The organism is Saccharibacillus sp. CPCC 101409, from assembly GCF_030518235.1.
Taxonomy (GTDB): Bacteria; Bacillota; Bacilli; order Paenibacillales; family Paenibacillaceae; genus Saccharibacillus.
In genome coordinates this window covers 1-20,740 of record NZ_JAULSA010000018.1, presented here as the reverse complement: position 1 = coordinate 20,740, position 20,740 = coordinate 1, and the positions used below count along the sequence as shown (strand labels likewise).

The window sequence follows — 20,740 nt, the reverse complement described above, 5'->3', positions numbered from 1 at the left end:
CGCCGAACCGGCCGCTTTCCCGTGACTTGTCCCGATCGGATGTCTACGCTTCGCCGCCGTCGTCCAGCCGTATGTTTTTTTTTGCAAAAAGGTCTTTCTGCGCCGGGTCGATCCCGCTGTCCGTGATGATGACGTCCATCTCTTCGCACGCCGCGAACGTCCACAGCGCGAACTGCCCGAATTTTTGGTGCTCGGCCACGCCGTAGACTTTGCGCGCGGTCTTGACCAGCGCTTTCTTGTACGGCACCAGATCGCCCGTGTAGATCGAGGCGCCGAGTTCCGAATCGAGCGCGGTCGCCGACAGAAACGCTTTGCTGATATTCAGCCCTTCGACGAACTCCGCGCTGCGCGGTCCGATCAGCACGTTGCGCACCCGCTCGCCGCCCGGCACGACCAGGCGGATCTTGTCTTTGCGCGCCAGCTCACTGAGGATGAACAGGTCGTTGGTGACCACGGTCAGCGGTTCGTTGGGCAGCCGGCGCGCGATCTCAAGCGTGGTGCCGCCGCCGTCGAGCGCGATAATGTCGTTCGGCTCGATATAACGCAGCGCGCGGGACGCGATCTCCGCTTTCTCCGCCGCGTGCTTCTCCCCCGTCCCCTGCGCCGACAGGATGCCGAACTGGTCGTTCTGGGCCAGCATCGCCCCCCCGTGCACGCGCATCAGCAGTCCTTTTTCCTCAAGCCGCGCCAGATCTTCACGGATCGTTTTGCCGGTCACGTCGAGCAGCGAGCTGAGTTCGCCCACCGCGACCTCCTTGCGCTCGATCAGAATCTCCATAATTTTCTCGTGCCGTTTGAGTGCGTTCATGACAAATCAATAGCTCCTATCGCAAAAAAGGGATTTAGGATCTATTTTAGGTCTTTCATGTCCACCGCGTCCATATCGTCGAACAGCTGGTTCTCCCCGCCCATCGCCCAGCAGAACGTGTAGTTGTTCGTGCCGACGCCGCTGTGGATCGACCAGCTCGGCGAAATGATCGCTTCTTCGTTGCGCACGACCAGATGGCGCGTCTCGTCCGGCTCGCCCATGAAATGGAACACGTTCGCGTCTTCCGGCATATTGAAGTACAGATAAACTTCCGAGCGGCGGTTGTGCGTGTGGCACGGCATCGTGTTCCACATATTGCCCGGCTCGAGCTCGGTGATGCCCATCACCAGCTGGCAGCTCTCGATGCCGCCCGGCAGGATGTATTTGTTGATCGTGCGCTCGTTCGAACTGTCGATGCTGCCCAGATGCGCCTGGATCGCTTCGCCCTGGCCGGCTTTTTTGGTCGGGTAGGCTTTGTGCGCCGGCGTGGAAACGAAGTAGAATTTCGCCGGGCTGCCGCCGTCCGCGCTTGTGAACGAAACGTCTTTGACGCCGAGGCCGATATACAAACATTCTTTGGCGCCGACTTCGAAGCTTTCGCCGTCCGCGGCAACCGATCCGGCTCCGCCGACGTTAATGATGCCGATCTCGCGGCGTTCCAGGAAATAGTCCGCGCCGATCTGCTTCAGGTCCACTTCGAGCTTGATACCGCCGGAAACAGGCACGGCCGAGCCGACGATATAACGATCCACGTGCGAGTAAACGGTTACAAGCTCGCCGGGCGCGAACAGGGTTTGAATCAAAAATTCTTCCCGCAGCCGCGTCGTGTCGAAGGTCTTGACGTCGTTGGGATGCGAAGAGTAGCGGTTTTCCATAATAAAGTCATCCTTTCGGTTGGGTATTCGTTTTGAGATAATGAACGTTCTTATAGGTTCATATTAGTTCATTTAGGTCGTTTTGTATATCTCTTTTTGTGGCAAAAAAGAAAACTTCCGTTACTCTTATATCCGCCCCGCCGCAGATCCGGCATCGGTCAACCTCCGATTGTCGTAAGCGGCGCGGTTTTGTTGTAAACTTGATCTATTCGAAAACGAACCGCAAAGGAGGTCCTGTCCATGGTGCATATTCTGGCGGCGGACGACGATCCGGCCATTCTTGAGTTGATTGCGCTTTACCTGAGCCGCGAGGGATACAGTGTGCAAAAAGCCGAAGACGGCATCGAGGTGCAGGAATGGCTGGGCCGCCGGCGCTGGGACCTTATTCTCCTGGATGTGATGATGCCCGGCATCGACGGCTTCAAGCTGTGCGAGGAAATTCGCGAATACTACGGAGACGTGCCGATCCTGATGGTGACGGCGCGCGGCGAAACCGAAGACCGGATCAAAGGATTCCGGCTGGGCACCGACGATTACGTCGTCAAGCCGTTTATCCCGGAAGAACTGGTGATGCGGGTCAAAGCGCTGCTGCGCCGCTATAAAGTGTTCTCCGGCGAATCGCTCCAGGTCGGCGAAGTGCTGCTCGACGCGTCGTCCAAAGAAGCGCGTATCGGCGGCAGACCGGCTCCCCTGCCGGCCAAGGAGTTCGATTTGCTGTACACGCTGGCCGGCTTTCCCGGACAGATCTTTACGCGCGACCAGCTGATCGAGAAAATCTGGGGTCCCGATTACGAAGGCGACGAGCGGACGATCGATGTGCATATCAAACGTCTTCGCGACCGCTTCCCCGAAGCGCTGGGCTTCTCGATCCAGACGATTCGCGGCATCGGCTACCGGGTCGAGGTCGCCGGCAAATGAAGTCGATCTATTCGCGGCTCGTATTCACGTTCATGGGCGTCGTCGCCGTCAGCTTCGTGCTGACGTTCCTGCTGTCGGACTGGGTGTACGAGAGCGGGCCCAACGGCGATCCCGGCCGGATGATCCTGGGCGAATCGCAGCGGATGGCGCATATCCTGTCGGAAGTACCGGACGATCTGCTCCAGGACGTGCTGGACAGCTTCGGTTCCGTGCAGCTTGAACTGCTTGTCGCCGCGGAGGACGGCGGCGAACTGCGCGTGCGCCGGGGCGGCCCTCCGGCGGCGAGCTCGCTGCCGGACGCGGAGGCGGACGGAGCGGAAGCCCCGGCGCTCGAAGCGCCGCAGTCCGACTCCTCTTCCGGCTCCGGGCGGCGCAGCCCGGATTGGAATATTCCCGCTTCCGTCAAAGATTCCATATTCGACGGAGAAACTTATCGCAGCCTCGGCACCGGCGAAGCAGGTACGGACCCGGGCTTTATCGGCGTGCCGTTCGAGCGCGGCGAAGTCCGCTACGCGCTGTTCGTCCGGCCGACGATGGCGCACCCGAGCCAGGCCGTGCCGCGCCAGATGCTGATCGCGCTGGCGATCATGATCGTGATCGGCACACTGCTGTTCCTGTTTGCGGCGCGCCTGATCTCGAATCCGCTGCGCCGGCTGTCCGAAGCGACGCGCCGGGTCGCCGCAGGCGATTACAACGCGAGCGTCGCCCTCGCCCGCCGGGACGAGATCGGCCGGCTCGGCGAAGACTTCAACCAGATGACGGCCGAGCTGTCCAAGATCGAAGCGATGCGCCAGGAATTCGTGTCGAACGTCTCGCACGAGATCCAGACGCCGCTGACGTCGATCCGCGGCTTCGCCCGCGCGCTGCAAAGCGATCCGGCGGAAGCCGAGCGCCGCGAATACCTCAATATTATCGACCGCGAAAGCGAAAGGCTGTCCAAGCTGAGCGCCAATCTGCTCAAGCTCGCTTCGCTGGACACGGTGCGCCTGAACCTGAAGCCGCTGCGGCTCGACGAGCAGATCCGCCGGAGCGCCGCTTCGTGCGCGCCGCTGTGGTCGGCCAGGTCGCTCGAATTGTCCGCCGATCTTGAGCGCGCCGATATCGTCGGCGACGAAGACCTGCTCAGCCAGGTCTGGCTGAACCTGCTGTCCAACGCGATCAAGTTCACGCCCGAAGGCGGCGAACTGTTTCTCGGCGCCGAACTTCGCGGCGGCGAAGTGATCGTGACCGTGCGCGACACCGGTCAGGGCATCCCCGCCGAAGACGTGCCGCACGTCTTCGACCGCTTCTACAAAGCCGACAGCTCGCGCAGCGCCAAAGCCGGAGGAAGCGGACTCGGGCTGTCGATCGTGCAGAAGATCGTCAGGCTGCACGGCGGCCGGGTCGATATCGAGAGCGAGCCCGGCCGCGGAACCGCCGTGTCGGTGACGCTCAAGCTTGCGGGGCCCGGCCGGCCGGAGGCTTGAACCGGGCCGAAGCTCCGCCGGCCGGACGTTTTTTGTCTATTGGCGTCCGCTCTTTCAGCCTGCGTTAAGCCCGCGTTCATTTTTTCTTCAGGGTCCGGTTTTATAGTTTGATGTAAAGAAGCAAACTCCTGCGGAAACGGAAACGTTATAGAGATAAGGCGAATCAAGATGTTATAGGGGCAAGGAACCGATAGTTTGGAGGGAAATCCCGTGGATGCACGGCTGCTGAAGAAGTTCGATCCCGTTCCGGCGCTGCTTGCGTTGACGGCTTTATTTTTGTCGCTTTACCAGATTCAGAAGTCCGGCAATCTCAACGCCTATTACACGGCGGCCGCGGTCAGCATGAGCCAGAGCTGGCATAATTTCTTTTACAATTCGTTCGACCCCGGCGGCTTTATCTCGATCGACAAGCCGCCGTTCGCGTTCTGGCTGCAGGCGATTAGCGTCAAGCTGCTGGGTCTGCATTCCTGGACCCTGGCGCTTCCGTCGGCGCTGGCGTTCGCCGGTTCGGTTGCGCTGCTGTACCTGACGATGCGCCGCACGTTCGGCCTCGCCGCGGCGCGGCTTGCCGCGCTGCTGCTGACGCTGACGCCGATCGCGGCGGCCGTCAGCCGCACCAACAACGTCGACAGCGTGCTGGTCTTCGTGCTGCTGTTGGCCGCTTACGCGCTCACGCGCGCGATGGACAGCGGCAGGCTGTCCACGCTCTGCCTCGCTTTCGCGCTGGTCGGCGTCGGCTTCAACACCAAGATGCTCCAGGCTTACCTGGTGCTGCCCGGCTTCCTGCTGTTCGCGCTCGTGTCGCGCAAGCACTCCCTGCGCAGGACAATCGCCCATCTGAGCGCGGCGGGCGCCCTGCTCGCTGCGGTCTCGCTCTCGTGGGCGGTCGCCGTCGACAGCACGCCGGCCGCCGAGCGGCCGTATGTCGGCAGCAGCGACAGCAATTCCGTCCTCCAGCTGGCACTGGGTTACAACGGAATCGGCCGGCTGACCGGCGACCTGTCGGTAAACCCGTTTTCTTCGTCGGATATTCCCGATCGCGCTTCTTCGGCGGGACTGGCGTCTTCGCTTCCGAATCCGCTGAGCGCGCGGCAGGCCCAAACGGAGCGCGGCTCCGGGGTTTCGCCGCCTGCTTCCGCAGACGGCGAAGCGTTCGAACCGGCCGGCCGGACCACGGCCAGCACGATTGGCGAAGACGGCCCGCCGGGCTGGCTGCGGCTGATGGACGTGAAGCTTGCCGGACAGATTTCGTGGCTGCTTCCGTTTGCGCTGCTGAGCGCGGTCATGCTCTGGTTCCGGCAGCCCGAACGCCGGCGCGAACTGCTGCTGTGGCTCGGATGGCTGCTGCCGATGATCGCGGTGTTCAGCGTGGCCGGCTTCTTCCACCGCTATTACCTGATTATGCTCGCGCCCGCGATCGCCGCGCTGGCCGGCGCGGGTCTCGCCAATCTGCTCCGCTCGCCGAAGCTGCCCTGGCTGCTCCCTTCGGCAGCGGCCGTTTTCGGCACGATCGTCTATATCGCCAACGATGCCGGCTTCACCCGGATCGGCTGGAGCGCGGCAGCCGCCGGGGGGATCTCCCTGGCGCTTTCCCGGATCAAAGTCCGCCCGCTGCCGACTTTCGCGCTGGCGCTGACCCTGATTTCCGCGGTGATCGTGCCCGGCTACTGGTCGATTACCCCGGCGATTTACGGCGGAAGCTCGCGGCAGCCGTACGCTTCGCCTTCGCTGGCGTCGAGCGGCGGCTGGAGCCGGGACGGCGAACCGCTGGACGCTTCGCTGGTGCATTATCTGCTCTCCCATCGGGACGGAGCCAAATACCTGGTCGCCATGCCGTCTTCCAACAGCGGCGCCGACGCCCTGATTATCCAGACGCGGCAGCCGGTCCTCACCTGGGGCGGCTTCAAAGGCGAAGATCCGGCGATCGATGCGCAGGGGCTCCGGCGGATGATCGACCGGGGCGAAGTTCGGTATTTCCTGGTCGGCGAATCGTCCCGCGGCAACCGCGAGATGGTGCGCTGGGTCGAGGAACACGGAACGGTCGTGCCTCAATCCGAGTGGAGACCGCTGGCCGAAGCCGGCGGACGGGAAACGGAAGCAGACAAAGCGGCGCAGCTGCTCGGCAAAGTGACCGATAAACTCGGCCTGCGGCAGACGTATACGCTGTACAAAATCGAGAAGGAGGCACAAGGATGAATTCGCCGGAAGAGCGGCGCGGGCCGGATCTCGCATCGTCGGCGCGCCGACCGATTCGTTTCGCCATCGTCGGCGTTTCCAACACGCTCGTCGATTTTATCGTATTTTTCCTGCTTCAGGGTCTGATCGGCCCGTTCGCCCAGGCGGCCGGCTACGCGGCCGGCACGGCCAACAGCTACTATTGGAACCGGCGCTGGACCTTCAAGACCGATCAGCCGAGGCAAAAAGGCGAGCTGGGGCGCTTCCTGGTCGTCAACCTGACCGTCGCCCTGCTCACCTCCGTCCTGCTGGCCCTGCTCAATTTGTTCCTGCCCGTCTGGATGTCCAAAGTGCTCGTGACCGTTCCGGGCATGGCGCTCAACTATATCCTGAGCAAAGTCTGGGTATTCCGCCCGGCCGCCGCCGAGAAACCCAACTTGTAAGCGGCCTGCCGCCCGCCAACGGTCAGCCCCACAATTGTTCGATATGCCGGGTCAATCGGTCCGCCGCTTTGGCGTGGGTCCTTCGGGAAGGATGATAATCGGCCGCGTATCCGTCTTCGGCCCGCTGCTCGTCGAACTTCATGGCGGAAACTCCGGAGTCGCCCGTTTGCGCGGTATAATCCCGAACCGCCTGCTCGACAACCGGATAAAGCCGATCTCCCATCATGCCGAGCGTGCACAGAATCCGCGCTTCGGCATTTCGGCGTCTGATCGTTTTCAAAAAGTCGACGTATCGCCTGCCGAACTCCGCCTGCCGGTCCGCATGATCGCTGGTGTAGGAATCGTCGTTCGTGCCCAGGTTGATCACGATCAGGTCGGGCGCAAACCGCGCGAAATCCCAGTCGATACTCAGCGGGTCCAGCTTGCCGTCGAGCTTTCCTTCGGACTTGGCCAGCTGCTCGTAATAGTCCGGCACCAAATGGGTAAGCAGCCTGGCGTCGTTTTCCGTATAGCCCGATATGATGCCGTACCCGCTGTACGAAACCATGCTGTAATCGGCTTGAAGGGCTTCGGCAGTCCGGTAAGCGTACGCCTGTGTCACATCTTCGGTCGCGGTCGAAAAAGAATGCCGTTCGTATTCGTCGTCGACGCCGTACCCGCACGTGATCGAATCGCCGATAAACTCGATCCTGCGATTTTTTTGCGGCGTCGGTTGTATTCCCCGTTCCGCTTCGACCCGGATTTCCGCGATGCCGACCGTCGACATGGCTGCTTCCGACAGCTTGATCACCGTCACCGCAACCTGCTCCGCGGCGGCGCTTTCGAATACGGTGTACGTTTTGACAGGCCGGTCCAGGCGCTCGTCGACCACCCGTTCTCCGTTGACCAGGATGCCGATTCTCGCCGGATTGACGCCGCCCGCCATATCGTCGCTTTTCAGCACGATCTCCGCTTTTGTGCCGTAAAACGAAAACTCCGCTCCGCTGCCCGACAGCGTCAGCCACAGCGCATCGCGGTATTCGTGCGTTCTGCCGAGTTTTTTGACCGATTCGTTCGTCGCTTTAAATGTCTTCATCTGTTCTCCTCTTCCCGCTTCGCCGGATGGCCGCTGATATGCACGCGAATCGTAATATCCTGATCGTGGTTGCCGAATCCTGCTCCGTACAGCGTAAGCCCGCCCACATTGTCCGCCTGCTCGTCGACTTCGAAGCGCAGCGTCCAGAACGGTTCTTCCAGACGAAGCCGCGAAACGGTTACGTCCGATATCCGCTCGCCGTCGATAAACGTGCCGGCGGCGTCGATGCGGATCGTTTTGAGCAGTCCGTACTGGTTGACGTTGCGGTGCCACCAGAGCGGCGTGTACTTGCCCCGGGCCGCGCGGCCGAAATCCGCCGGACTGGTCCAGGTGCCGAGCCGGATGCCGTTGAACGCAAACCCGATATCCGACGGCCAGTCGTCCCGCAGTCCAGGCGCTTCGGAAGCCAGTTCCATCGAAATTTCGATCGCGTCGGCGGTTTGCTCCGGAAGCAAGTAGTTCGGCGTTTTGTATTCGACAAAGCCGTAACCGAACCACAGAATCGCCGCCTGCACCCGTTCCGGATCGAGAAAGTAGCGCGGATCGTCCCAGACGCCGATTTCTTTTTCCGGAGTGCCGAGCCCGCAGGTGGGATGAATATCGAACGCCGTATAGTGCCCGATCGCGATCGACTGTTCCCGGACCCTTGTTTCTTCGCGGGCGGAAGGCAGTTGGATTTCGATCTTTTTTTGCTTGAGAAAACACATCTTGTGCGTTCCGCCGTTCAATCGCACGCGGCGGCTGCCGATCAGTCCCGCCTGTTCGAGCTTGCGGATATGCATCGTGACGATGGACGGACTGAGCTTCATTTGCGCCGCAATGTCTTTGACATTCAGCTCGCCCGCGGACAGCAGATTCATCATGCTCCATCTGACTTCGCTCGCCAGCGCTTCGTACAGCGGCATAAATTGGGCTTCCCCGTTGGTTTTGATCGCGTTCGCCTCCTTCACCCCGTTAACTGAAATCACATTTATATGAATTCAATGGAATTAACTCTTCGAATCTACCCTATCATATTGTAAGCCGTTTTGGAGTACGGTTTAATTTGCATAGCGGTCATAATATACACGATTCACAAAAATGCGAATTCAAGAAGAGGTGCGATATGAAATACAGCAATCCCGTAATCAAAGGTTTTTATCCCGATCCCAGCGTCTGCAAGGTCGAAGATACGTATTACCTCGTTTGCAGTTCTTTTCAATACTTCCCCGGGGTTCCGCTGTTCGAAAGCAAAGACCTGGTCAATTGGACGCAGATCGGCCACTGTTTGACGCGCGAAAGCCAGGTCCGGCTGAGCGGCGTGAACAGTTCCGGCGGCGTATTCGCTCCGACGATCCGGCATCAAGACGGACGCTTCTATATGACGACGACCAACGACACCACGCGCCAGAATTTCTATGTCTGGACCGACGATATTTACGGCGAATGGTCCGAACCGGTATACGTGGACCAGGGCGGCATCGATCCGGATTTGTATTTCGAAAACGGCCGGGCGTTCTTCATGAGCAACGGTCTTGACGACGACGGGGTCGGCGGCGTGATCCAGTGCGAGCTGAATATCGAAACGGGAACCAAACTCTCGCCGAGCCGCTCGATCTGGCAGGGAACCGGCGGCCGCTATCTGGAAAGCCCGCATATGTACAAGATCGACGGCCGGTATTACCTGATGGCCGCGGAAGGCGGCACCGAATACGGCCATATGGTCATCTACGCGCGCAGCGAATCGCTGCACGGCCCGTTCGAGTCGTATGCGTCCAATCCCGTGCTCACCAACCGCAATCTGGGCGGCTACGAGCTGCAGGGTGTCGGCCACGGCGATCTGGTCCAAGACGGCGAAGGCAATTGGTGGATGCTGCATCTGGGCTTCCGCCAGATCGGCCGCTGGCTGACCTACCACCATCTGGGACGCGAAGTGTTCCTGACCCCGGTTACATTCGGCGAAGACGGCTGGTTTACGGCGGGACACGACGGGATCACGCTGACCGGCTTCAACACCGACCGCATCCCCGACACCACCTTGCAGCGGGTCAAGAAAAGCGAGACGTTCGAAAATACCGACTGGAATCTGGACTGGTGCTATCTGCGTCATCCGTCCGCGGCGAATTACCGGCTGGCACACGGAAAAGCGACACTGACAGGCACCGAAGTCACACTAGACACGCCCGCTTCCCCGACCTTTATCGGCATCCGGCAAAAAGACTTCGACGCGACGATAAGCTGCGAAGTTTCTTTGACCGGAACCGGCGAAGCCGGTCTGACCCTGTATATGGACGAGAACCATCACTACGACCTGGCAATCCGCAGAGACGCAACCGGCATCCGGGCGATCACCCGCCTGAACGTCGGCGACATCAAGTCCGTCGAACACCAAACCGCCCTTCCCGGCGATAGCGTCAAGCTTTTAATCCGTTCCGGCCATGAACGCTACCACTTCTTCGCCGTGATCGACGGCGTCGAATTTCCTCTGGGCACCGCCCAGACCCGCTACCTGTCCTCCGAAGTCGCCGGCGGTTTCACCGGTGTCCTGATCGGTCTCTATGCCGTCGGCCGGGACTCCCAAGCCGAGTTTACCGTCTTCGAGTGTGCGTATATTTAGACTTTGTCTTTTGATTTTTTTCTATGTGAGCTTTTAATCTTTGATATTTGACCTTTATCTCTCGCCCTTCCCTCGCCCACACCATTTGCTTATACAAAAAAAGAGCCCGCACAGGCGGGCTCCGATGTTGAGAAAGTGGATTGAGCGAAAAGTTGAACAAGCGGAGGGAGAAATTCAGTGTAGGAGCGATAGCGTTCGCCTTTGAAATCGGGAAGATCCCACTTATAATCCAATCAGACTCTTCCCGATTTCAACACGCGACCGAAACGAATTTCTCCCGCAGCCCGCACGACTTTTCTATCGAATAGGATCTTCTCCACATACAAAAAGCCCGCCGAAGCGGGCTCTTTTTGTATAACCAAATTCTCTACATCTTCATCCCGATCGCATTATTCCCCATAATCCAGATCGAACCGACCACGATCGTCAGCAGGATCAGAATACCGAAGACCAGCGTAATCGCGTTCCAGCGAGGCTGTTCGCCGTCGCGGACGTGCATGAAGAAGATGAGCTGTACCAGGAACTGCAGCGTCGCCGTTACCATGATAACGATAATGGTGCCCGTGCGTTCCATCATATGGTTCATTACGACAACGAGCGGAATAATCGTCAGCACGATCGAAATGATATAGCCGATAATGTAGGACTTGAGCGAGCCGTGCTCGTGACGTTCCCCGCCGTGGCTGTTGTGCGCGTTGTTGTGATCCGCCATCTTACATCACCTCCATCAGGTACACGATCGAGAGCAGGAAGATCCAGACCGCGTCCAGGAAGTGCCAGTACAAGCTGAATACCGTAATCTTGCCCTTCGTATCCGAGTTCAGGCCGCGGCGCACGATCTGGATAATAATTGCGATCATCCAGAACAGACCCACCGTAACGTGGACACCGTGGGTGCCGACCAGAGTGAAGAACGAAGACCAGAACGCGCTGGTTTGCAGCGTCGCGCCTTCATGGATCAGGTGCAGGAACTCGTTAAGTTCGAGCCCGATAAAGCCCGCGCCCAACAGTCCGGTAACGATCAGCCAGATAATCATCTGCTGAACTTTGTTCTGGTGCATCGCCAGAACGGCCAGACCGCTGGTGAAGCTGCTTGTCAGGAGCAGGAACGTCGAGATGATGATCCCGTTGATTTCAAGCAGTTCCGCGCCGGTCGGACCGCCGTCCGTACCGCCGCGCAGAACGATAAATGTTGCAAACAACGTCGAGAACATCAGGACGTCGGTTACAAGGAAAATCCAGAAACCGAGTAATTTCAGATCCTGCGGGTCGTGGTGACCCGCAGCGTGATGATCGTGATGGTCCGCGCCATGCGCCGGAGACTGTGCCATTATACCGACCCCCTTAACGTCGCTTCGGTACGTTCGACTTCTTCAGCCGGAATGTAGTATTCCGCTTTGTGAGCGCTGAACGAACGAGCGAACATGCAAATGAATACGCCGATCAGACCCGGGATAGCGAAGAACAGCCAGTGGAACACGAGCCCGAAGCCGGCGATAAACCAGCATGCGCCCATGATCGCCGGGATAGCCGAGTTTTTCGGCATGTGGATCGGTTCGATCGGGCCGTACTGAGCAGGCTGTTCGCCTCTCGCACGGCGTTCTTTTTCTTCCCACCATTCGTCGCGGCTGTGTACCTGCGGGATAACCGCAAAGTTGTACTCCGGAGCCGGCGAAGGCGTGGACCATTCCAGGGTGCGGGCATCCCAGATATCGCCCGTCGTATCTTTTTCGTGACGGAAGATGCTGTAGCCGATCTGCGCCACCTGGAACAGGAAGGCGATACCCATGATATAAGCGCCGATCGTCGAAACGACGTTCAGGCCCGTCCAGTCCGGATCGCTGAATACGCTGATCCGGCGGGTCATGCCGTCGAGGCCGACCAGGTACTGCGGCATGAAGCAGACGTAGAAACCGATGTTCCAGAACCAGAATGCCCATTTGCCGAGGTATTCGTTCAGCTTGAAGCCGAACATCTTCGGCCACCAGTAGTACAGGCCCGCGAAGTAACCGAATACGACGCCGCCGATCAGCACCTGGTGGAAGTGGGCGATCAGGAAGTAACTGTTGTGGAACTGGAAGTCCGCCGGAGCGACCGACAGCATAACGCCGGTCATGCCGCCGACAACGAACGCCGGAATAAACGCGATCGTCCACATCATCGGAGTCGGGAACGAAATCCGTCCCTTATACATGGTGAACAGCCAGTTGAAGATCTTGACGCCGGTCGGGATCGCGATAATCATCGTCGTCACCGCGAAGAACGCATTGACGTTCGCGCCGGAACCCATCGTAAAGAAGTGGTGAGCCCAGGTGAAGAACGAGATGATACTGATGATGACCATGGCGAATACCATCGAAGCGTAGCCGAACAACCGTTTTCTCGCGAAGGTCGCCACCGTTTCCGAGAAGACGCCGAAGGCCGGCAGAACGACGATATACACTTCCGGGTGACCCCACATCCAGATGAGATTGATATACATCATCGGATTGCCGCCGCCGTCGAGCGTGAAGAAATGGGCGCCGAAGAAGCGGTCCATAAACAGCAGCAGCATGGTGATGGCGAGAATCGGGAATGCGAAGATGATCGTCGTCGAAGACGCGAATACCGACCAGGTAAACATCGGCATTTTCATCATCGTCATGCCCGGAGCGCGCATCTTGAGGATCGTAACGATAAAGTTGATACCGGACGCGAGCGAGCCGATACCGGAGATCTGAATCCCCCAGATATAGAAGTTCTGTCCGACGCCCGGGTTGAACTGCGTGCCCGAGAGCGGCGGATAAGCGAGCCAGCCGGCGTCAGGCGAACCGCCGATGACGAACGACAGGTTGAACAGCATCGCTCCGACAAAGAACAGCCAGAAGCTGAGCGAGTTCAGGAACGGGAACGCGACGTCGCGCGCGCCGATCTGCAGCGGCACGACGATATTGAACAAACCGAACATCAGCGGCATGGCCATGAAGAAGATCATGACGACGCCGTGCGTTGTAAAGATCTGGTTGTAGTGCTCCGGTTCCAGGAAATTCAGATCCGGAAAAGCGAGCTGCGTCCGCATCATGACGGCATCGACGCCGCCGCGGAACAGCATGACGATCGCGGCCAGAATGTACATGATGCCGATCTTCTTGTGATCGACGGTCGTCAGCCAGTTTCTCCAGAGCCAGCCCCATTTTTTGAAGTACGTCAGTACGAACACGATCGCGAGCGTCGCCAGAACGATGGATACGTCCGCGCCGTAAATGAGCGGGTCGCCCGTTACAAAAAACTCGGATGCGAACTCTTTGATATTATCGAGCATTAGGGAGCTCCTTTCATTGCTTTAGATGTTCCGGCTTGAGGTCCGGCTGGGCCTCCCGGCCGTTATACGCAGCTTTAGTGACCTGTATGCGAAGAGGAATCGTGTCCTTCCGCTTCCGTCGAAGCAGCGCCCGCATCGGCCGACTGCTTGCCTTCTTCGTCCGAAGAAGCGCTTCCGTGCTCGTGCAGCTCGGCGCCGTCGTGCATATACTTCGTAACGATTCGTTCGTACAGCCCTTCCGGGAACGAAGCGTAGACGAGCTGTTCGTTATCCGCGCTCGGCTTGGCCAGTTCTTGATAGCCTTCGTCCGTCAGCGTGTCGGAAGAGTTCTTGGCGTCGGCTACCCATTTCTCGTAGTCCGCTTCGGTCGTGGCGTGAACGTCGAACGTCATGTTGGCGAAGTATTCGCCGCTGAAGTTTGCCGCCGTGCCGAAGTAATCGCCCGGTTCGTCGGCCTTCAGATGCAGCGCCATCGACATGCCGGACATGGTGTAGATCTGTCCGCCGAGTTCCGGAATCCAGAACGAATTCATCGGAGCGTCCGACGTCAGTTCGAACCGGACCGAACGATCTTCCGGAATCGTGATCGTGTTGATGGTCGCGATGCCTTCCTCCGGATACATAAACAGCCATTTCCAGTCGAGCGACGCGACCTGAATCACGACTTCTTTTTCGGATTCCGCCGCCAGCGTCTTCGAAGGTTCGAGTTCATGCGTGTAGCGGATCGTGATAACCGCCAGGATCGCAATGATGACAATCGGAATTCCCCACCAGATCGTTTCCAGCAGGTTGTTGTGTGCCCATTCCGGCTTGTAATCGGCCTTCTTGTTGCTTGCCCGGTAGCGCCAGACGATGATGAACGTGATAATCAGCACCGGCACGATAATAATCGAGCATAGTAGCACGGTGATGCCAATCAGGTCCAGCTGTTTCTGCGCGATCGGTCCCTTCGGATCGAGAACCATGTAGTTCCCGCACCCGGAGAGCAGAAGCATTGTCATTGCAAGAACGACGGCCGAGAAAGCGGCGCGAACGAGCGAGCTTCGTTTTTTGCCCATGTAGATCCCCTCTCCTTGTTGAACGCTCAAATCATTCGGTAAGCATTTCACACAATAAAACGCAACTTTGATTCTACACTTAAAGATACCAGAAATGAACAGCTTTTTCGAAAAGTTTTTGCTTTGTTAACAAAGATGTCAAACTATCCGCCGATTAACGTGATGTAGGGCCTTGAAAAGCATGTTCAACGAGACTGAAACGCCTGTTTCACAGACAAATCTTAAACCTTTGGATCTATTTATCCTTCCTTAGCGATACCCGCTTTCTTTTCCTTATCCCCTCTCTTTATCCCTCCCATTATCTCAAATTTTAATTTTCTCTTCTATTATATGCTCTTATATAGCCATTAAATCCCCCGCCGTACTTCTAAACACCCGACTCGCTTTTCCTTCCTTAGGCGCGCTGCGTTCCGGTATCGGAAAACGGGCTTTTTTTCACAAAAAAAGTCCTTGAGCTCTCCCGCTTTCGGAGCTTGCTCAGGGACTTTCCGATTCGGCGGGCAAGGATTTCATCCGGCCGCGGACCGAAGTCAATTCTCGACTTTGCCCTTGCTTTCTTCCTTGCGCATCTGCGCCATGCCTACCGCCCGGCTGAGGCCGTAGATGATAATGCTGCCTACGATAAATCCGATGCCGACCATGACCGGATAACTTTTGTCGCTGAAGTTGCCCAGGTCCATTACGATCATTACAATACCGATCACCAGCAAAATAACAGAGATAATCGTGGAGACCAGCATCAGACCTCTGGTGTTTTTCGCTTCGCGGTTCATCTCTCGATCCCCTTCTTTCAACGCCGCCCCTGCGGCTGGAATTGTTCGCTTACTTCCCATTAACTCTTTTGGCTTACATTTAAACAATTCTTGAGGCCCGGCCGGGCGAAAAAAGCGCAAAAAAGCCGCGGAGACCGGGCGGTCTTCGCGGCGATACTTTTACTTGCGGGTGTTCAGCCAGTTGTTCTTCACCACGTTCTGGTACCAGTAAAAACTTTCTTTCGGCGTGCGTTTGAGCGTGCGGTAATCGACGTGGACCAGGCCGAACCGCATGCGGTAGCCTTCGGCCCATTCGAAGTTGTCCATCAGCGACCAGGCCATATAGCCTTTCAGGTTGATGCCGTCGTTAATGACGCGGTGCACCTGGGCGATATGCTGCTGGAGGTAGGAGATGCGGCGCTCGTCGTTGACTTTGCCGTTGACGACGTCGTCGTTGATGCAGGCGCCGTTCTCGGTGATATAGATATCGATGTTGCCGTATTTTTGCAGGTAATGGATTACGTCGTACAGACCGCGGGACTCGACCGGCCAGCCGATATCGGTCTTGGTCAGGCCCATATCCACTTCTTCCATCTGCAAATAACCGCCGTCCGGATTGAACCGGTTGACGCTCATCGCATAGTAGTTGATGCCGATATGGTCGATCGGCTGCGCGATGTCTTCCATATCGCCTGCGTGGATCGGAGGCACGTGGCCGGACTGCTCGAACCAGTCGTAGAGCGGCTTCGGATAGCTGCCTTTATAGATCGGGTCGAGGAACCAGTCCGAGAAGACCTGGATATTGCGGTCCGCCGCTCCCTGATCGTCTTCGCTTTTGGAATAAGGCACGGCCCAGGCCACGTTCGGCGCGATGCCGATCTTGCCGTCCGCGCCCAGCTCGCGGAAGCGGGAGACGGATCTGCCGTGCGCGACCAGCAGGTTGTGCGCGACGTTCAGCGCGACCTGGAGATCCTGATTGCCCGGCGCGTGCACGCCGATCAGGTTCGACAGGAACGCGATGCACCACGGCTCGTTGAACGTCAGCCAGTTCTTGATCTTGCCGGAGAATTCGCGGTACATGATATCCGAGTATTTGACGAAAGCGTCGATGGTGCGGCGGTTCTCCCAGCCGCCCGCGTCCTGGAGCGCCTGCGGCAGATCCCAGTGGTACAGCGTGCAGAACGGTTCGATGCCCGCTTCCAGCAGCTTGTCCACGAAGCGGTGGTAGTAATCCAGTCCTTCGCGGTTGAGCTCGCCGTCGCCGTCCGGCAGGATGCGCGGCCAGGAAACGGAGAAGCGGTACGTATTGATGCCGAGCTCTTTCATGAGCTCGATGTCTTCTTCGTAGCGATGGTAGCTGTCGCACGCGACGTCGCCGTTGTCGCCGTTGTATACCCGGCCCGGCGTATGAGAGAACGTATCCCAGATGGACGGACCGCGTCCGCCTTCCTTTGCGGCTCCTTCGATTTGATAAGCGGCCGTAGCCGTGCCCCATTTGAAGCCTTCAGGAAATTGAAAAATCGTCATTGATGAATGTTCCTCCATACGGTTAGTTGAGTTGGGCCCCGCGGAGCGGGCTTTCTGGCTGTAGATCCTGTTCTGGGGAAAGGCGGGGGGGGGCGGCTCCGGGAGGGATTCGTTACGGTCGCGTGTTGAAACCAGGAAATTTTGATTGAATCAAAATGGAATTTCCCGGTTTCAAAGGCGAACGTTCCACTCCTTCACGATTCCCTCCCTCCGCCTGACGGCCTTTGGGAACAGGACGAATGCCCCGCGGCCTGCTGCGCAGGGCTGTGGGTGCGGGTAGAGCGGCGGCCTTAAAGGCAAGGCCGCGGATCGGTGCGGCAGAGCGGCCTCGCGTTCAAAGGCCGCCCTGCCGGGGCCCTGAGGCCGCCTGGATGAGAGGCGGCCTCAGGGCGGGGTCTTTCGCCTACGCGAAGCTCAGGCGGACGGTCTGGCCGGCGGCGAGGGTCAGCTCGCCGGTGAACGTGCCGGCCTCGCCGTCTGCGGGCGAGGCGCCTTCGAAGGCGCGGTCCGCGCGCAGGCGGACCGTGCCGGAGCGGTCGGCCGCGATCTCGGCCGACCGAATGCGGCCGTCGCGCCATTCCAGCGCGACGGTGAAGCCTCCCCGCGCGCGCAGCCCGCGCACGGAGCCGTCGGGCCATGCCGCCGGCAGGGCGGGCAGCAGATGGACTTCGTCCAGATGGCTTTGCAGCAGCAGCTCCGCGATGCCGGCGGCACCGCCGAAGTTGCCGTCGATCTGGAACGGCGGATGGTCGTCGAACAGGTTGGGGTGCGTCGAACGCGCAAGCAGCGTATGCACGAAGCGGTACGCGCTCTCGCCGTCCAGCAGTCGGGCGTACAGATTGATCAGCCACGCGCAGCTCCAGCCTGTATGGCCGCCTCCGCTCGCGATACGGGCGGAGAGAGACTTCCGCGCCGCTTCGAGCAGCTCGGGCGTCTCGCCGCGGTTGATGGAGCGGCCCGGATACACGCCGTACAGATGCGAGACGTGACGGTGTCCCGGCTCGTGTTCTTCCAGCTCCTCGCCCCATTCCAGCAGACGGCCGTCCGCGCCGATCCGCAGCGGCTGCAGCCGCTCCAGCGCCGAGCGGAATTCGGCGGATTCTTCTTCGCCGAGACCCAGCAGCGACGCGGACTCCACGCAGTGCTCCAGCACGTCGCGGATCAGCGTCAGATCCATTGCCGAGCCGTAAGCCGTGCTGCACGGCTCTCCTCCTTCGGCGCGGAACTTGTTCTCCGGCGACGTGGACGGCACGGTGGTCAGTTTGCCGTTCGGAGCTTCGACCAGCCAGTCGACCGCAAACAGCGCCGCTTCGCGCATTACCGGATAAGCCCGCTCGCGCAGAAATTCTTCGTCGCGGGTGAACAGATAGTGTTCCCACAGATGCGAAGTCAGCCAGAGGCCGCCCATCGGCCAGAACGCCCAGCTCGCTTCGCCGCCCGACGGATTGGTCATCCGCCACAGATCGACGTTGTGGTGGGCCGTCCAGCCGCGCGTGCCGTAATGGATCTTCGCCGTGCGGCGGCCGGCCTGCGCCAGCTCTTCGATCATCTTGAGCATCGGCTCGTGGCACTCGCTCAGGTTGACCAGCTCGACCGGCCAGTAGTTCATCTGCACGTTGATATTCGATGTGTAGTTGCTGTTCCACGGCGGTTCGATCTGGTGGTTCCAGATTCCCTGCAAATTGGCGGGCTGGGTGCCCAGACGGGAACTGCCCATCAGCAGATAGCGGCCGTAGTGGAAGTACAGCGCTTCGAGCGCCGGGTCTTGCGTTCCTTCCTTATAAGCAGCCAGCCGCTCGTCGGTGGGCAGCAGCGCCCGCTCCGCTCCGCCCAGATCCAGCTCCACGCGGCCGAACAGCGCCGCATGGTCGCGGATATGCCGCTCGCGCAGGGCGGCTTCCCCGCAGCGCTCCGCCGCTTCCAGCCATTCGCGGCAGAGCTTGTCCGGCCGGCGGCCGCCGCTCTCCGGCAGTTTGTCGTAGGCTTCGAAGTTGGTCGCCGCCGCCAGCAGCAGCACGACGCGGTCCGCGCCGCGAATTTCGAGCTTTTCGCCGGCCGCGCGGACTTCGCCGCCGTCGACGCGCGGCAGCAGCTGCGCTTCGAAGCGCATGCCCAGTCCTTCTTCGAACAGCACGCCCTGCGGATGGTCGCGGAAATAATTCGATTCCACATGGCTCGGCGCCATGCCGCGCATCGTCAGGCGTCCGTCCGTTTGCGAAGCCGTCTCGTAAGGCAGCAGGCTTTCGAGCGAGACGTCGATATCGATCGCGTGCGCTTTGTCCGCTTCCAGTACGACCGCCAGCACCTGGTCCGGCGCGCTGATCCAGACTTCGCGCGTGAAGCGGACGCCGTCCGCCGTAAACGCGGTGGTCAGCACGCCCGTCGACAGATCGAGTTCGCGTTCGTAGCCGCCGGCTTCCCCGCCGCCGATCCGGTCGATATACAGATCGCCGAGCGGCTGATACGCTTCCGTGTTCCAGCCGAGCATTCCGGCGTTGATCGTCTTCTCCGCTGCGGCGTAATCGCCGGCGAAGATCAGCTCCCTGGAGCGCTTCAGGTAGCGCTGGGCGTCGTAGTTGACCTTATCGCGCGGAAAGCCCGACCACAGCGTGTCTTCGTTCAGCTGCAGCCGCTCTCTGCGGTCGCCGCCGAACACCATCGCGCCCAGCCTTCCGCTGCCTGCCGGCAGCGCTTCTTCCCAGCGGGAAGCGGGCTGTTTGTACCATAATTTATACGTTTGATTTGACTTCATCCCGGTATACCCCTTTTTCAGAAAACGTTTTAGGTCAATTCCGGCAAAACTTGTCTGAAACGGCTTTCAACACGTTCTCAGTATAAGTTAGCGCGCGGGGACCGTCAATCCGCAGACTCCAAATTCGACAAAATTCGTCTTTAATATGCCGCCCGGATTTCCGCGGCAAAAAACCTTCATCTTATCGATGAAGGTCAGATTGTCGAGAAACGATTGGATGTAAACCTAATTTAGGCGGGTTCGATTGGAAGGAAAGGTCGGGAAAGGGCTGGAGAAATAAAGCCAGCGGCAAGAAGAATCCAAATAGCTGCGTATAGGCCCTTATTCCGGCTTTATCTTACGTTTTCGAGCAAATAACTGCACTCATACATCTATTTGGACCTCTGTCAAGATAGTAGACAGTAATTAAGGGACCCGTTAAGCGACTTTTTTCTTGAACCGTGCGGCAAACTGAACCGGGGACAGATCGCCAAGGGAGCCATGCATTCGCTTTCGGTTGTAAAAGAATTCAATGTAGCGGTAGATTTCTTCATACGCCTGTGCACATGTCTTGAATTTCTTCACGTACACCAATTCTTTCTTTAAGAGACTGTGAAACGACTCCATCGTCGCATTGTCATAGCAGTTCCCTTTTCGGCTCATGCTGGCTTGCATTTCGTAGGTTTGCAGCAGCTCGCGGTACTCACGAGAGGCATACTGCGACCCGCGGTCCGAGTGGTGGATCAGCTCTTTTTTCGGTCGCTTTGCGGCATAGGCATCTTGCAGCGCGCCAATTACAAGTTCTTTGGTCATCCGTCTTTCCAAACGCCACCCCACAATTTCTCGTGTGCACAGATCCATGACGCTCGCCAGGTACAATCGGCCTTCACGGCAGGGGATATACGTAATATCTGTCACCCATACCCGGTTCGGCTCGGCCACGTTAAAGTTTTGCTCCAGCACATTCGGCGCAATCGGCAGGTCGTGGTTGGAATCCGTCGTTTGTACGCGAAAC

Annotated in this window: 17 protein-coding genes; 5 read left to right on the top strand and 12 right to left on the bottom strand. The window is 58.9% G+C overall.

Annotated features, from left to right (window positions below; translation table 11 throughout):
- Window positions 1-43: 43 nt before the first annotated feature.
- Window positions 44-808, bottom strand: a complete 765-nt coding sequence (locus QWJ34_RS23540; RefSeq protein WP_302731553.1) for a DeoR/GlpR family DNA-binding transcription regulator — start codon at window positions 806-808, stop codon at window positions 44-46.
- Between the two features lie 41 nt (window positions 809-849).
- Entirely contained in the window at window positions 850-1,683 is an 834-nt protein-coding gene (gene kduI, locus QWJ34_RS23535; RefSeq protein WP_302731552.1) for a 5-dehydro-4-deoxy-D-glucuronate isomerase, read from the bottom strand.
- Window positions 1,684-1,923: 240 nt separating this feature from the next.
- On the opposite strand from kduI, the gene QWJ34_RS23530 reads away from it, so the two are divergent.
- The 4 genes from QWJ34_RS23530 to QWJ34_RS23515 all read left to right on the top strand — a co-directional run bounded on the left by QWJ34_RS23530 (window position 1,924) and on the right by QWJ34_RS23515 (window position 6,685).
- Window positions 1,924-2,601 carry a response regulator transcription factor gene (locus tag QWJ34_RS23530; RefSeq protein ID WP_302731551.1) on the top strand — a complete coding sequence of 226 codons (678 nt, stop codon included), beginning with the start codon at window positions 1,924-1,926 and terminating at the stop codon, window positions 2,599-2,601.
- A complete protein-coding gene (locus QWJ34_RS23525; RefSeq protein WP_302731550.1) occupies window positions 2,598-4,067 on the top strand; it encodes a sensor histidine kinase in 1,470 nt (489 codons plus the stop codon). Before QWJ34_RS23530 ends, QWJ34_RS23525 begins: the two co-directional genes overlap by 4 nt.
- 210 nt (window positions 4,068-4,277) lie before the next feature.
- On the top strand, window positions 4,278-6,263 hold the full coding sequence (locus QWJ34_RS23520; protein WP_302731549.1) for a glycosyltransferase family 39 protein: 1,986 nt from the start codon (window positions 4,278-4,280) through the stop codon (window positions 6,261-6,263).
- Window positions 6,260-6,685 (top strand): GtrA family protein, encoded by a 426-nt coding sequence (locus QWJ34_RS23515; RefSeq protein WP_302731548.1) that lies wholly within the window; start codon window positions 6,260-6,262, stop codon window positions 6,683-6,685. The genes QWJ34_RS23520 and QWJ34_RS23515 overlap by 4 nt, the downstream gene beginning before the upstream one ends.
- Before the next feature lie 22 nt (window positions 6,686-6,707).
- On the opposite strand, the gene QWJ34_RS23510 is transcribed toward QWJ34_RS23515, so the two are convergent.
- Both QWJ34_RS23510 and QWJ34_RS23505 read right to left on the bottom strand, forming a co-directional pair.
- Complete coding sequence (locus QWJ34_RS23510; RefSeq protein ID WP_302731547.1) at window positions 6,708-7,760, bottom strand: SGNH/GDSL hydrolase family protein; 1,053 nt, start codon at window positions 7,758-7,760, stop codon at window positions 6,708-6,710.
- Window positions 7,757-8,665: an ArsR/SmtB family transcription factor gene (locus tag QWJ34_RS23505; RefSeq protein ID WP_302731546.1), complete on the bottom strand. Its 909-nt coding sequence runs from the start codon at window positions 8,663-8,665 to the stop codon at window positions 7,757-7,759. Before QWJ34_RS23505 ends, QWJ34_RS23510 begins: the two co-directional genes overlap by 4 nt.
- 200 nt (window positions 8,666-8,865) lie before the next feature.
- On the opposite strand from QWJ34_RS23505, the gene QWJ34_RS23500 reads away from it, so the two are divergent.
- Window positions 8,866-10,356 carry a glycoside hydrolase family 43 protein gene (locus QWJ34_RS23500; protein ID WP_302731545.1) on the top strand — a complete coding sequence of 497 codons (1,491 nt, stop codon included), beginning with the start codon at window positions 8,866-8,868 and terminating at the stop codon, window positions 10,354-10,356.
- A 367-nt stretch (window positions 10,357-10,723) separates the two neighbouring features.
- Here QWJ34_RS23500 and cyoD read toward each other — a convergent pair whose 3' ends face one another.
- The 8 genes from cyoD to QWJ34_RS23460 all read right to left on the bottom strand — a co-directional run.
- Entirely contained in the window at window positions 10,724-11,068 is a 345-nt protein-coding gene (gene cyoD / locus QWJ34_RS23495) for a cytochrome o ubiquinol oxidase subunit IV (protein WP_302731544.1), read from the bottom strand.
- A gap of 1 nt (window position 11,069) precedes the next feature.
- Complete coding sequence (locus tag QWJ34_RS23490) at window positions 11,070-11,687, bottom strand: cytochrome (ubi)quinol oxidase subunit III (protein ID WP_302731543.1); 618 nt, start codon at window positions 11,685-11,687, stop codon at window positions 11,070-11,072.
- The gene (locus tag QWJ34_RS23485; RefSeq protein WP_302731542.1) at window positions 11,687-13,657 is read right to left on the bottom strand and encodes a cbb3-type cytochrome c oxidase subunit I; all 1,971 of its coding nucleotides are present in this window, start codon (window positions 13,655-13,657) and stop codon (window positions 11,687-11,689) included. Before QWJ34_RS23485 ends, QWJ34_RS23490 begins: the two co-directional genes overlap by 1 nt.
- Window positions 13,658-13,731: 74 nt before the next feature.
- Window positions 13,732-14,715: a ubiquinol oxidase subunit II gene (gene cyoA / locus QWJ34_RS23480; protein WP_302731541.1), complete on the bottom strand. Its 984-nt coding sequence runs from the start codon at window positions 14,713-14,715 to the stop codon at window positions 13,732-13,734.
- A gap of 530 nt (window positions 14,716-15,245) precedes the next feature.
- Window positions 15,246-15,488, bottom strand: a complete 243-nt coding sequence (locus QWJ34_RS23475) for a hypothetical protein (RefSeq protein WP_302731540.1) — start codon at window positions 15,486-15,488, stop codon at window positions 15,246-15,248.
- A 159-nt stretch (window positions 15,489-15,647) separates the two neighbouring features.
- Window positions 15,648-16,994 (bottom strand): GH1 family beta-glucosidase, encoded by a 1,347-nt coding sequence (locus QWJ34_RS23470; RefSeq protein ID WP_302731539.1) that lies wholly within the window; start codon window positions 16,992-16,994, stop codon window positions 15,648-15,650.
- Window positions 16,995-17,397: 403 nt separating this feature from the next.
- Entirely contained in the window at window positions 17,398-19,746 is a 2,349-nt protein-coding gene (locus tag QWJ34_RS23465; protein ID WP_302731538.1) for a glycoside hydrolase family 95 protein, read from the bottom strand.
- A gap of 417 nt (window positions 19,747-20,163) precedes the next feature.
- A partial coding sequence (locus tag QWJ34_RS23460) for an IS3 family transposase (protein WP_302731537.1) occupies window positions 20,164-20,740 on the bottom strand: 577 nt, incomplete at its 5' end.

Coding starts and splice junctions, on each gene's coding strand:
- QWJ34_RS23540 (WP_302731553.1), bottom strand. CDS start 808: ATGAACGCACTCAAACGGCACGAGAAAATTATGGAGATTCTGATCGAG.
- kduI (WP_302731552.1), bottom strand. CDS start 1,683: ATGGAAAACCGCTACTCTTCGCATCCCAACGACGTCAAGACCTTCGAC.
- QWJ34_RS23530 (WP_302731551.1), top strand. CDS start 1,924: ATGGTGCATATTCTGGCGGCGGACGACGATCCGGCCATTCTTGAGTTG.
- QWJ34_RS23525 (WP_302731550.1), top strand. CDS start 2,598: ATGAAGTCGATCTATTCGCGGCTCGTATTCACGTTCATGGGCGTCGTC.
- QWJ34_RS23515 (WP_302731548.1), top strand. CDS start 6,260: ATGAATTCGCCGGAAGAGCGGCGCGGGCCGGATCTCGCATCGTCGGCG.
- QWJ34_RS23510 (WP_302731547.1), bottom strand. CDS start 7,760: ATGAAGACATTTAAAGCGACGAACGAATCGGTCAAAAAACTCGGCAGA.
- QWJ34_RS23505 (WP_302731546.1), bottom strand. CDS start 8,665: ATGCCGCTGTACGAAGCGCTGGCGAGCGAAGTCAGATGGAGCATGATG.
- QWJ34_RS23500 (WP_302731545.1), top strand. CDS start 8,866: ATGAAATACAGCAATCCCGTAATCAAAGGTTTTTATCCCGATCCCAGC.
- cyoD (WP_302731544.1), bottom strand. CDS start 11,068: ATGGCGGATCACAACAACGCGCACAACAGCCACGGCGGGGAACGTCAC.
- QWJ34_RS23490 (WP_302731543.1), bottom strand. CDS start 11,687: ATGGCACAGTCTCCGGCGCATGGCGCGGACCATCACGATCATCACGCT.
- QWJ34_RS23485 (WP_302731542.1), bottom strand. CDS start 13,657: ATGCTCGATAATATCAAAGAGTTCGCATCCGAGTTTTTTGTAACGGGC.
- cyoA (WP_302731541.1), bottom strand. CDS start 14,715: ATGGGCAAAAAACGAAGCTCGCTCGTTCGCGCCGCTTTCTCGGCCGTC.
- QWJ34_RS23475 (WP_302731540.1), bottom strand. CDS start 15,488: ATGAACCGCGAAGCGAAAAACACCAGAGGTCTGATGCTGGTCTCCACG.
- QWJ34_RS23470 (WP_302731539.1), bottom strand. CDS start 16,994: ATGACGATTTTTCAATTTCCTGAAGGCTTCAAATGGGGCACGGCTACG.
- QWJ34_RS23465 (WP_302731538.1), bottom strand. CDS start 19,746: ATGAAGTCAAATCAAACGTATAAATTATGGTACAAACAGCCCGCTTCC.